The organism is Micromonospora sp. NPDC051196 (assembly GCF_040682415.1).
Classification (GTDB): Bacteria; Actinomycetota; Actinomycetes; order Mycobacteriales; family Micromonosporaceae; genus Micromonospora.
Genome location: NZ_JBFBAY010000009.1, coordinates 153,159 through 165,153 on the forward strand (window position 1 = coordinate 153,159; position 11,995 = coordinate 165,153).

The following is an 11,995-nucleotide window of genomic DNA, read 5'->3' on the forward strand; positions in this document are numbered from 1 at the left end:
CCGTCTCAGCCGAGGTGGTAGACGAACGCGCCGTCGACCTCCTCGCGGGTGATGCCGAGACCGTCCAACGGTCGGGTGGTGACGCCGTCCCAGGGGGTGCCGAAGAGCCGATCCGGCAGCACGACCACCGACCGGATGCCGACCTGCCGCAGATAGGCGATGCTGTTGGCATCGGGGAAGGTCATGCTCACCGTGCGGATCTGCTGTTGGTGGGGCGGCACGAAGTTGGCGAAACCGTTGGCGACCCGGGGGAACCCGTCGGTGGACCAGAGCATGACGTGGAATTCGGAGATGCCTTCGGCGGGCAGGACCAGTAACGGTTCGGGGGCCGACCGGATCGCCGTCGGCGCCGGTGGCGCGACCGGGTGCGGGGTCCGGTTGACGCCTTCGACCAGGACCAGCAGCAGCGGCACCAGGAGCACGATCCGCCCGACCACTCGCGGCCACCGCATGGTGGGCAGTTGCCGCCCGAACTCCGTGATCGCGCCGGCGGCGAGAATGGCGAGCAGCAGGCTCGTCCACACCATGAGCCGGCCGGGGGTTCGCAGCGCGTCCCAGCCGGGCAGCAGGCGCGACAACGTCATGTATCCCGGATCGCCGTCACCGATGAGGTTGCTGCCCAGCCCGAGTGCACCGCTGACCAGCACACCGAGCCCGAGCAGCAGGCGGTGCCGGAGGCGGAACACCGAGTAGCTCAGCCCGGCCACCCCCAGCATGATCAACGTGATGCCGGGCAGCAGGGTCATCTCCGGCGGCCAGGTCAACTGCGCCCGAGCGGGCTCGAAGTAGTCCCCCCACAGCCAGGAGTCCGCCGGAGCGATGAAATAACCCCGCAGGGGCGGGGAGAACATCTCCGTCCAGGACAGATCCCGGCGAGCCTGCGGATACAGCTCCACCACCCGCAGGAACGTGGTCCCCAGCCAGATGCACACCGCACCGAAGACGACGCCACCGAACAGGTTGGCCAGCACCATCCGGCGACCCAGGACCCACCGACCGCTGCGCCACCGGCGCCAACCGACCGCCGCCGACACCACCAGCACCGCGCCGGCCAGGATGTAGATCAGTGGTAGGCCGATCGCGAGGCCGAGACACACCTGCCAGGTGGCGACCAGCCAGCCGGCCACGATCCAGCCCGGGCGGTGCAGCGCCGGCCGGTGCCCCTCCCGCAGCGACCAGCCGTGACCACGAGCCAGCATCGCCAGGCACAACGCGATGCCGCCGGTGGAGAGGATGTTCAGGTGGCCGCTGTGCGCGAGCCGCCACGGCGCGAAGGCCCAGGCGATGCCGGCGACCGCCGCCGCCGTCCGGATGCCACCCAGCTGACGCACCAGGGCGTACGCCCCGACGAAGGCGAGTGCGTGGGCGAAGACGTAGAGCAGGTTGTAGCGGAACACGGCCGCTTCCATGCTGCCGCCGAGCATGCCGGCGGGCGCGTACCCGAGCAGGGTGTCGGTGTAGGCGTAGGTGTATGCCTCCGGGAACAACGCATTGGAGTGCCAGAGCGCAAGTGGGTCGGTGATCAGGGCGTGCCCGGCCCAGGCGACCTGCCATGCCTGCAATGTGGGATCCCCGATGTCGCCGGGGATGGTCGTCCACGGATGCCTCAAGGTCGGCCAGGTGAGGACGACGGCCAACACCAGACCGGCCAACGACGCCAAGGTCCACTCGTGACGCAGCAGCCGTGACGCCGTCCGGCGGGCACCGGCCGGACCTCCTTGACCGGCATCGGACTCCGGTGCCGATTCCTCCTGGTCAGGGGGCGGCTGCTGGTCGTCGGCGGGAGCGGTGCCGAGAAACTTCCGGCGTATCGTCTCCACGTACCCTCCTGTCGATGGCCAGCGTCGGCGTCCTAGCCTCGCATCGTTGACAGGGAAACGCCATCATCGATGGATACCGAAACTTCCGGGGCCGACTGGTCGGGCTGATCATCCCACTCGATGGGAGACGTGCGGCGCCCACCGGTCCGCGTCAGCGGGTACGGTGCAGCCGGCGGTACACCGGGGCCAGCCGCTTGTGCAGGTCCCGGTAGACGGCGAAGATCTCGTCGTAGGTCGCCCGGTGCTCCGGCGTCGGGGTGAAGATCCGATCGGTGCGCATCAGGTCGGGAATGTCGGCGAAGTCGAGCAGCCCGGTGCCGACCGCACCGATCCAGCCCGCGCCCCGGGCGTTGACCGCCAGCGGCCGGGCGTCGCGACGGATCTCCACCCTTAGCACGTCGGCGAAGATCTGGCACCACGAGTCGGACAGCGCCCCGCCACCGGTGATGGCCATCGAGGTGACCGGCGCGCCCAGGAACCGGTCCACCGCGCCGGTGAGCCAGCGGGTGTTGAACGCGACTCCCTCGAAGACGGCCCGCAGCAGGTCCGACCGGTTGGTGTCCAGCGAGATGTTGAGGAAACCGGCCCGCAGGTTCGCATCGTCCACGGGCGCGCGTTCGCCGTACAGCCACGGGGTGTACAGCACGCCGTTGGCGCCCGGCGGCACGGTCGGGATGATCGTGTCGAAAGCGTCGAAGATCGTGCCCTCGTCGCGGCTGACGCGACCGGCACCGAGCAGTGGGTCGTCGTACTCGACGATCTTGTCCCGCAGCCAGGTCAGGTTGGCTCCGGCGGTGGCCTGTAGGGCGGTCATCAGGTAACGGTCACCGATGGCGCAGGGCACCGAGGCGATGCCGGCGGCCACATCGGTCTTCTTCCGGGGTACGTGCGCCGCGATCCACGAAGAGGTGCCGACGTACAGATGCGGTTCGTTGTCACCGATGGTGCCGGCGCCGATGGCCGCCGCGCTGTTGTCGATCGCCCCGGCGACCACCTGAACCGACTCGGGCAGCCCCAGGTGCGCGGCGGCGGCCGGGGCCAGCGGGCCGAGCACGTCGGTGCAGGCGACGATCGGCGGCAACTTGTCGGCGTCGATGCCGCAGTCGGCGACCAGGGCGGGGGAGTAGCGGATGTCGCCGGGGCGCCGGTTGTCGGTCACCCACGAGGTGAGGATCGAGTCGACGGTGGCCACCGTCCGCCCGGTGAGCTTCAGGTTGATCCAGTCGAGCACGTTGAGGAACGCGGCGGTGCGGGCGTACACCTGGGGTAGTTCGTCGCGGACGAACAGCATGTGGGCGGCCGGGTCCTTGCCGGTCGGCGAGGGCATCCCGCCGGTGAGCCGCAGCCACCGCGCGATGCGGCGTACCGACATCCCCTGGTACGCGGGGAAGCCGCCGAACTGCCGACGCAGGTGAGGTGCGCCGCGCATGTCCAGCCAGGAGATGCACGGGGTCAGTGGTGCTCCGGCGGCGTCCACGGCGATGGTGCCCTCGCCCTGGGTGGAGGCGCAGACGGCGGTCACCGCTCGCATCTGGTCGGGGTGGGTGTGACCCAACTCGGCGGCGACCGCGCCGAGCGCCGCCCACCAGGTCGCCGGATCCTGCTCGGCGCCGCCTCCGGGCAGCACCCGCAGCGGGACGGGCCGCTCGGCCCAGCCGGTGACGGTGCCGTCGGCGGCGACCAGGGCGGCCTTCAACGCCGAGGTGCCCAGGTCGATCGCGAGGATCTGCGGTGGGGTGGCGGCCACCGGCTCAGACCCCCTCGACCAGCGCGAAGACCTGATCGAAGCGGGCCAGGGCGTCGTCGATGACGGTGTCGGTGTCGGCCATCGAGGTGTACATCCGGGACCCGGCCAGGGTGATGATGCCGTGTGCGGTGTACGCCGCACCCATCTGCTCCATCAGCCGCTTACGGGCCTTGTTCTCCTTGAGCAACTTCACCGGGTTGCGCATGTCCAGCAGCATCACGCCGCTGCACTCCAGGTGCACGATCGAACCCTGGTTGTACGCGACGTACGGCAGCCCGTACGAGTCGATCAGCCGTTGCAGGCCCCGGGTCAGCCGATCGCCGGCCCGCCCGGCGATCACCGGCGCTCCGGTCCGGGCCATCTCCTCGATGGCGAAGTAACCCGCCGCGCAGGACAGCGGGTTGGCCGACAGGGTTCCGCCGACCTGGATGTGTGCCCCGCTCTTACCGTCGAGCCCGGAACCGAAGACCGCCATCACGTCCGCGCGACCACCGACCCCACCGGCCATCGGGTAGCCGCCGGAAACGGCCTTGCCCAGCACGGTCAGATCCGGGGTGACCCCGAAGTAGCCGGCCGCGCCGCCCAGGCCGAGCCGGAACCCGGTGACCACCTCGTCGAAGATCAGCAGCGCGCCGAACTCGTCGCACAACTCGCGGACCTTCGCGTTGAAGTCCCGAGGTGCCGGCCGGGTGCCGGACTCCGGGCCGACCGGTTCGACCACCACCGCCGCCGTGCCGCCGCGCAGCCGGTTCTCGATCAGCTTGCGTTTGAGCTGCCCGAGGTCGTGCGGGAACGCCTCCCGGGTGCGGGCGGTGGCGCCGAACGGGATGCCCTTGGCGTTCATCCGGTACGTGCCGGGCACCCGCAGCCCGTAGACCATCGTGTCGGACCAGCCGTGGTACGCCCCGCCGACCTTGATCACCATCTTCTTGCCGGTGAAGGCACGCGCGCCGCGTACCGCCGCCATCACCGCCTCGGTGCCGGAACCGAGGGAGCGGTACATCTGGATGTGCGGCATGAACCGGTGGATGATCTCGGCGAGTTTGAGTTCGTACTCGTGGAACAGGCCGGTCACCGGCCCGCAGTCGCGGACCACCTCGGCGACGCGTTCGTTGACCGGGCCGTAGTTGCTGCCCAGGATCGTCGGCCCGCCGGCCTGGAGGAAGTCGATGTAGGTGTTGCCGTCCCGGTCGACCAGGTACGCCCCCTCGGCCTTCTCGATCGCGAGGGGGAACGGGTAGTTGAAGGCCAGGTTGTGCTGCACCCCGCCGGGGATGCGCCGCTTGGCCCGGTCGGTGATCTCCTTACTGGCCCGGCACCTGGTGTCGAAGTAGTTCAACACGTCGAGCAGTGCGTCGTGGCGCAGCCCGCGTATCGGCTGGGCGGTCAACGCCTTGAGCCGCCGCATCACGTCGTCGACGTCGGGATACTCGCTGATCGCGTACCCGAGCCGAGCCGACTCGGCAGCCGGCGTCGCGGCGCCCGCCGCTGCGCTGTCGGCCTCGACCGGCTCGGCGGTGGTGATGCCGGCGGCCGTCGCGTCGGCGCTGGGCAGTTGCTCGTCGGCCGGCACCCGCAGCGGCTCGACCGCCTCGGTGATCTGCGCGGCGATGCGCTTCTCGTCGGCGCGCAGCTTGCCGAAGGCGATCTCCCGGATCGCCGTCGGGATGGTGAAGACCTTGCCCGCCTCGCTGGTCAACGCCAGCAGGTACGCGATGGAGACCTTCTCCAGCAGCGCCATGTTGAACACCGCCCGGTCCGGGTCGGTGCCCACCGCTACCACCCCGTGGTTGGCGAGAATGAACGCGTTGTCCCCGCCGGCCACCTTCTTCTGCACGTTGCGGGCCAGGAACGAGGTGCCCGACGGGGCGTAGTCGATGATGGCCACCTCGCGGCCGAGAAACCGCACCTGCTCGTCGGTGAGCGCCGGGATCGGCTTGCGCAGAAAGGCCAGGGCCGAGGCGTACGGCTGGTGGGTGTGCACGATCGCGTTGACGTCCGGGCGTTCCCGGTAGATGTTGGCGTGCATTCCGCACTCGATGGACGGCTTGAGGTCGACTCCGGAGTCGTCGGGCACGTGCTTGCCGTCGAAGTCGACGATGCAGATGTCCTCGACCCGCATCCGGTCGTAGTCGTAGTTGCTCGGCGTCACCGCGTACAGCCGGTGGCCGGGCACCCGCACCGACACGTTGCCCTCGGTCGCCTTGAGGTAGCCACGGGCGAGCATGGTGCGGCACATGTCGACCACGTGCTGGCGGGACAGGCGATGCTGCACGGCGCTTCTCCTCCGTCGACTCCTGACCGTTGCCGTCGCACAGCGGCAGGGCGTGCGGCGGCTCCATCCTCGCCCGGTCCGCCTGGCCGAGACACCGTCCGTTCGGCAGCGAGAATCCGGCCCGAAATTGTCCTGCCGTGACAAAATCGGCCGGATGAGCGCGCCCTTGTCCGCCACCCCCTGGCAGCGCCTGCCCGCCGACCTGGCCACCGCCATGCGCCCGCACCTGCCCGCCACGGTGCCCGCCGTCGCGGTCGCGGTCACCGAGGCCACCCCCGCCTTCGCGGCCATCGCCGACGACAAGTTCACCCGCGACGTGCACACCGCCGTCCAGGTCGCCCTCGACCGCTTCCTCGACCTGGTCGGCACCGACGAACCGGCGCTGCCACCCCGCTTCCGGGAGGTCTTCGTCGCGCTCGGCGCCGCCGAGGCACGCGAGGACCGTGGCCCGGAGGCGTTGCTCGCCGCGCTGCGGATGGCGGCCCGGCTCCTGCTGCGCACCGCGTCGCAGTCCCTGGCCCGGCTACGCCCGGTCGACACCGAGGAACTGATCGACCTCTCCGACGCGGTCAGCGCCTACGTCGCCGAACTGGCCGCCGCCAGCACCGACGGGTACGCCCTCCAGGTCCGCGAGCAGGCCGGCCAGGACGACCGCCGTCGGCAACTCGCCGAACTGCTGCTGCGCGGCGACGGCATGCCGAGCGCCGTCGAGGCCGCCGCCGCGCGGATCGGCTGGCCGGACCTGAGCACCGTGGTGCCCGTACTGCTGCCGTTTGAGCAGGCCCGCGACGCGCGGTTCCGGTTCGGTACGGACGGCCTGGTCGTCGAGCGCGGCCGGGACGCGGTGTTGTTGCTGCACGCCGGCCCCCGGACGACCCGCGCCGCCCTGACCACGGCGCTGGCCGGTCGGTGGGCGGTGGTCGCCCCGGCGCTGACCTGGTCGCAGGTCCCCGCGGCGGTACGCCTCGCCGAACAGGCCGCCGGGCTGGTCGGCCCGGACCCGGGGCCGGTCTTCGTCGACGAGCACCTCGTGTCGCTGACCCTGCGCGGCGAACCCGGCGCACTGGCCGTGCTGACCGACCGCAGGCTGGCCCCGCTGCACGACCTGCGCCCGGCGCAACGGGACAACCTGCTGGTAACCCTGCACGCCTGGCTGCGGCACTGGGGTTCGCGCGCCGACATCTCCGCCGAACTGTTCGTCCACCCGCAGACCGTCAGCTACCGCCTCAAACGCCTCCGCGACCGGTACGGCACCGATCTCGACGACCCGGCCGTCCGCTTCGAACTGCTGGTGGTCCTGGCCAGCCACTTCGGTACTCCGCGTCCTGGGCAGAGCGCGGCCCGTCGGTCGGACGCCTGAACAGCCGGCCCGCACGACGTGCAGCAACGCCGGCAAGCGGCCGGTCTGCACTGTCGGACGACACGTCGTCGGGGTCATTCCCAGCGGAACAGCAGACCGGCGACCAGGGTGCCGACGAGGACTGTAGCGCCGAGACCGAGCAGGTGTGCTGCGTCGATGGCGGAGCCGGTCGAGGCGGACGAGATGGCCTCCACGGCGGCGCCGAAGGGCAGCCAGCCACCGAGTTCGGCGAGCGGATCGGGCAACGCGTCCCGGCCGCCGAACATGCCGCCGAGGGCGCCGAGGAGGAAGAACGCGACCAACCCGATGGCCACGGCCGAGTTCGGTGTCGGTGCGACCGCCGCGACCAGCATGCCGATGGCGTACATCGCCGCCATCGTGAGTGCCACCATGCCGAGCGCCACGGCGACGTCGGCCGGCGGTCGGGCACCGAACGCCAGCAGCGCCACCCCGGCGGCGACCGTGATGCCGACGATCGTCTGCACGACGCTCACGATCGCCTGGGCGGCCAGCACCAGAGCGGGCGAGACCGGGGTGACCGCCAGCCGCCGTAGGATGCCCGAACGCCGGTAATAGGCCAGGAAACTCGGCATGTTGATGATGCCGATCATCGCCACGACCATGGTGACCACCAGCGGGAGGACGAAGACCTCCAACGCCGTACGCCCGTTGGCGACGACCTGGTTGCTCGCCGAACCGGCGCTGGTCAGCAGGATCAGCAGCGGCAGGCCCAGCGGGACGACCAGCCCTGCGGTGTCCCGTACGACCATCTTGGCCTCGCAGCCGACGAGGACGAGCAGGGCTCGCACCCCGGGCCGGTACGGCATGCTCGCGGTGGTCATGCTGCCTCCTCCAGGTCCTTGCCGGTCAACGTGACGAACGCGTCGTCGAGGGTGTCCGTGCCGGCCCGGGTACGCAGACCGGCGGGCGTGTCCACCGCGACGACCCGGCCGGCGTCGAGGACGGCGACCCGGTCGCAGAGCCGTTCGACCTCCTCCATCGCGTGGCTGACCAGCAGGACGGTGACGTCCTCGGACTTGAGCTGCTCGATGGTGCTCCACATGCGTCGCCGGGCCGTCGGGTCCAGGCCGGTGGTCAGCTCGTCGAGGATCGCGACACGCGGCCGCCCGACGAGCGCGAGGGCGATCGAGAGTCGCTGTTTCTGCCCACCGGAGAGCTTCTCGAAGATGGTCCGGCGTTGTGCGGTCAGATCGACCATGTCCAACAGTTCGTCGGCCGGGCGGGGGCCGGGGTAGAAGCTGCGGTACAGCTCGACCAACTCGCTGACGCGCAGCGCATGGTGCAGGTAGGCGTCCTGAAGTTGGACACCGAGCACCTGCCGCAGTCGGGCGCGGTCGCGGCGGGGGTCGAGGCCGAGCACGCGTACCCGCCCCCGGTCGGGGACCCGTAGCCCGGCGATCATCTCGACTGTCGTCGTCTTGCCCGCACCGTTGGTGCCGAGAATGCCCATCGTCTCGCCGGACTCGACCCGCAGGCTCACCTCGGCGACCGCTTGGACGTGGCGGTAGCTCTTGGTGAGGTGTTCGGCGAGGATCGCCGGCTCGGAACTGGTCATGCCCCGACGCTACGAGCGCCGCCACGACGATTCCTGTGCCGGAAGTCATCACCCGCGACCATGACTTCCGGCACCGGTAACCGGGACGAACCCCACCTAGGGTGGGGACATGCGACGGGTCGGCACCGATGAGTGGTCTGGTCTCGCGATGCTCGTGGTGGCGGTCGCCGTCGCTGTCCCAGGTCTGTTCGGTGCTGTCGAGCTGCTGATCGGGCGGGGCTGGTGGATCACCCTGTTCGTCGTGTTGCTGGTGGCACTGCTCACCGCGACCGCCGCACCCGAGCCCGGCCGGTGGCGCCACATGGCGTACGGCGTGGCCGTCGTCGCCTCCTGGGCACTGGTGCTCACCGCGCGTCCCCTGGGCCTCCTGCCGGTGCTGCTGGTGCTCACCGCCGCGGTGAGCGTCTACGTGGTGCCCTTCTACGCCGGCTTGGCCGTCGTCGGTCTGAACACAGCAGTGATCATTCTCGTCGCGGTGCCGGTCACCCGCACCCTGGCGGAGCTGACCCTGACCGTGGGCTTCTACCTGCTCATCCAGGTGGCCTCGCTGCTCAGCTCGATGACCCTGCTGCGGGAGCAGCGGATGCGTCGCGAACTCGCCGCGGCGCACGTCGAGTTGAAAGCCGCCGGGTTGCGGCTGGAGGAGTCGGCCCGGACCGAGGAACGCCTGCGGATCTCCCGAGAGCTGCACGACCTGATCGGCCACCAGTTGACCGTGCTGACCCTGGAGCTGGAGACCGCCCGGCACCTGGACGGCGCCGCGGCGCGGGGGCATGTGGAGCGGGCCGACCGGGTGGCCCGGGAACTGCTCGGCGACGTCCGGGCCACCGTCGGACAGCTGAGGACGGAGACCGTCGATCTCGAACAGGCGCTCCGCCGGATGGCGCGCGACCTGCCTGGACTCTACGTGTCGATCGACGTGTCGGCCGACGTGCGGGTGGACGAGGAGCGCGGCGCGGCGTTCGTCCGTGCGGCGCAGGAGATCATCACCAACACCATCCGGCACGCCGGGGCGTACGAGTTGCGGATCTCGGTCACCGGTGACGACACCATGACCGTGCTCGACGCCCGCGACGACGGGCGCGGCGCGCGGAACCCGACGTTCGGCAACGGGCTGCGTGGCCTGCGGGAACGATTCGAGGCCCTCGGCGGCGACCTGGTCGTCGATTCAGCGGCGGGGTTCCGGGTGACCGCGCGGGTGCCGGCGTCATGATCCGTGTGGTGGTCGTCGACGACCAGACCCTCGTTCGACAGGGCATCCGTGGGCTGCTGGAGGTCGCCGAGGTCGATGTCGTCGGCGAGGCCGCCGACGGTCGGGCCGCCCTCGCCGTGATCGAGCGGACCACACCCGACGTGATCCTGCTCGACCTGCGGATGCCCCGCTTCGACGGGATCTGGACGATCGAACAGCTCCGGGCCGCCGACATCGACATCCCGGTGCTGGTGCTGACCACCTTCGACGACGACGCGCTGGTGCTGGGAGCGCTCCGCGCGGGGGCGCGCGGCTACCTGCTCAAGGACGTGACGCTGGCACAGCTCACAAGGGCGATCCACACACTCGCCGAGGGCGGCACGCTCATCGCCCCGTCGATCACCGATCGGATGCTCCGGGCGATCCGCTCCGGTCCCTCGCCGGCCGGCCCGAACGCGCCCACCGTCCAGAGCCTCACCGAGCGTGAGCGGGAGGTGCTGCGACTGGTCGCGCATGGCTACAGCAACCGCGAGATCGCCGGTGCGCTGTTTCTCGCCGAGGGCACCGTCAAGAACCACGTCTCCACGATCCTGACCAAGCTCGGCGCCCGGGACCGGACGAACGCGGTGCTGCGCGCCCTGCACGAGGGCATCCTGGACTGACCCACCGCGGGCGATGCCGGCCCGCCGGACGGGAACTCGTCGACGGCGTACCGACATCTGCCCGTCGGGTGACCGCCGCAGCAGTGGCCCGCTCGCGACGCAAGCGGGCCGCCCATTGACGTTCTTTGCGTATCCGCTGCTCAGCGGCTTGATGTCGCGGTCTTCAAAGTTGATCTACGTGGGCATGTTCAGAGTGCTGAAACGACGAATTTCGTCGTTCTGGAATCAATATACGACGAGTTTCTTCAGCTCTATGGACATGAAACGGTGTTCCTCGTAGAGTCGCTCCATCTTCTGCATCCGGATCCTGGAGATGACGTGAACACTTCCGCCGCCGAAGCCACCGGCTCGGCAACCGAGCTGCACGCCGCCGCAACCGTGGTGGACGGCAGCACGGTGATCGAGCTCAGCGACGCCCACCTCGACCGGATCCGGCGTGGCGGCGTCACGGCTGTCAACCACACGGTCACCACGCCGTACGTGGACACGGCCACCGCCCTGCGGGAGGTGAACCGCTGCCGCCGGTGGATCGACGAGCACTCCGACGACGTGCTGCTCGCGCTGAGCGTGGCCGACATCGAGCGGGCCAAGGCGGAGGGCAAGGAAGCGGTCATCTTCGGTCCGCAGGACACCGAGATGATCGGCGTCGACCTCGACCTGCTCGGGGCCTTCTACGACCTGGGTGTCCGCATCCTGCAACTGACCTACCAGCGGCAGAACCTGCTGGGCGCCGGCTGCGGGGAGCGGGTCGACCCGGGACTGACCCACCGGGGACGCACCTTCGTCCAGGCCATGGACGAGCTGGGCATCCTGGTCGACGTCTCGCACTGCGGTGAGCGCACCGGCCTGGACGCGATGGACGCCTCCAGCAAACCGGTCGTGGTCAGCCACTCGTTCTGCGACGTGCTGTCGCCGCACATCCGGGCCAAGTCGGACGGATACCTGCGTCGCCTCGCCGAGCAGGGCGGCGTCATCGGCATCACCACCCTGTCCGGATTCCTCTACTACCCGGACGCCCCGTCCCGGCGTCCTGATCTGGCTCGCTTCGTGGAGCACGTCGCGCACGTGGTGGAGGTGGCCGGCGTCGACCACGTCGCCATCGCCACCGACTACGACGAGACGCTCACCGAGGCGATGCGGGCCGAGCAGATGAAGGCCAGTGAGTTCAAGAGTCTGCTCGGCGACTGGAAGTGGGACGAGCGTCGGGCGATCGGCATGGACGACGCCTCGAAGTTCCCCAACTTGACCGAGGCGCTTCTCGCCGGCGGCTTCTCGCCGGAAGAGGTGACCAAGATCCTCGGCGGCAACTGGCTTCGGGTCTTTGGCGAGGCATGGAAGCCGGGCAATCGGTAAGCGCCGCATC

Annotated in this window: 9 protein-coding genes; 4 read left to right on the plus strand and 5 right to left on the minus strand. The window is 70.2% G+C overall.

From position 1 onward, the window contains the following. Window positions 1–5 precede the first annotated feature (5 nt). From AB0M35_RS18820 to AB0M35_RS18830, 3 genes are all read right to left on the minus strand, one after another. Window positions 6–1,820 (minus strand): hypothetical protein, encoded by a 1,815-nt coding sequence (locus tag AB0M35_RS18820; protein ID WP_363746826.1) that lies wholly within the window; start codon window positions 1,818–1,820, stop codon window positions 6–8. A 151-nt stretch (window positions 1,821–1,971) separates the two neighbouring features. Next, window positions 1,972–3,567, minus strand: a complete 1,596-nt coding sequence (locus AB0M35_RS18825; RefSeq protein ID WP_363746827.1) for an FGGY-family carbohydrate kinase — start codon at window positions 3,565–3,567, stop codon at window positions 1,972–1,974. A gap of 4 nt (window positions 3,568–3,571) precedes the next feature. Beyond that, the gene (locus AB0M35_RS18830) at window positions 3,572–5,842 is read right to left on the minus strand and encodes an aminotransferase class III-fold pyridoxal phosphate-dependent enzyme (RefSeq protein ID WP_363746828.1); all 2,271 of its coding nucleotides are present in this window, start codon (window positions 5,840–5,842) and stop codon (window positions 3,572–3,574) included. Between the two features lie 154 nt (window positions 5,843–5,996). Between AB0M35_RS18830 and AB0M35_RS18835 the strand changes: the two genes are divergently transcribed. After that, window positions 5,997–7,202, plus strand: coding sequence for a helix-turn-helix domain-containing protein (locus AB0M35_RS18835; RefSeq protein WP_363746829.1), 1,206 nt, complete (start codon window positions 5,997–5,999; stop codon window positions 7,200–7,202). Window positions 7,203–7,276: 74 nt separating this feature from the next. Here the strand turns inward: AB0M35_RS18835 and AB0M35_RS18840 are convergent, their stop codons facing one another. Beyond that, window positions 7,277–8,044, minus strand: a complete 768-nt coding sequence (locus tag AB0M35_RS18840) for an ABC transporter permease (protein WP_363746830.1) — start codon at window positions 8,042–8,044, stop codon at window positions 7,277–7,279. Then, complete coding sequence (locus tag AB0M35_RS18845; protein WP_363746831.1) at window positions 8,041–8,778, minus strand: ABC transporter ATP-binding protein; 738 nt, start codon at window positions 8,776–8,778, stop codon at window positions 8,041–8,043. The genes AB0M35_RS18840 and AB0M35_RS18845 overlap by 4 nt, the downstream gene beginning before the upstream one ends. 109 nt (window positions 8,779–8,887) lie before the next feature. Here AB0M35_RS18845 and AB0M35_RS18850 point away from each other — a divergent pair, with 109 nt between their 5' ends. The 3 genes from AB0M35_RS18850 to AB0M35_RS18860 all read left to right on the plus strand — a co-directional run bounded on the left by AB0M35_RS18850 (window position 8,888) and on the right by AB0M35_RS18860 (window position 11,985). Beyond that, on the plus strand, window positions 8,888–9,991 hold the full coding sequence (locus AB0M35_RS18850) for a histidine kinase (protein ID WP_363746832.1): 1,104 nt from the start codon (window positions 8,888–8,890) through the stop codon (window positions 9,989–9,991). Continuing rightward, window positions 9,988–10,632 carry a response regulator transcription factor gene (locus tag AB0M35_RS18855; RefSeq protein ID WP_363746833.1) on the plus strand — a complete coding sequence of 215 codons (645 nt, stop codon included), beginning with the start codon at window positions 9,988–9,990 and terminating at the stop codon, window positions 10,630–10,632. Before AB0M35_RS18850 ends, AB0M35_RS18855 begins: the two co-directional genes overlap by 4 nt. A 318-nt stretch (window positions 10,633–10,950) precedes the next feature. Next, on the plus strand, window positions 10,951–11,985 hold the full coding sequence (locus AB0M35_RS18860; protein WP_363746834.1) for a membrane dipeptidase: 1,035 nt from the start codon (window positions 10,951–10,953) through the stop codon (window positions 11,983–11,985). The last annotated feature ends 10 nt before the right edge of the window (window positions 11,986–11,995 follow it).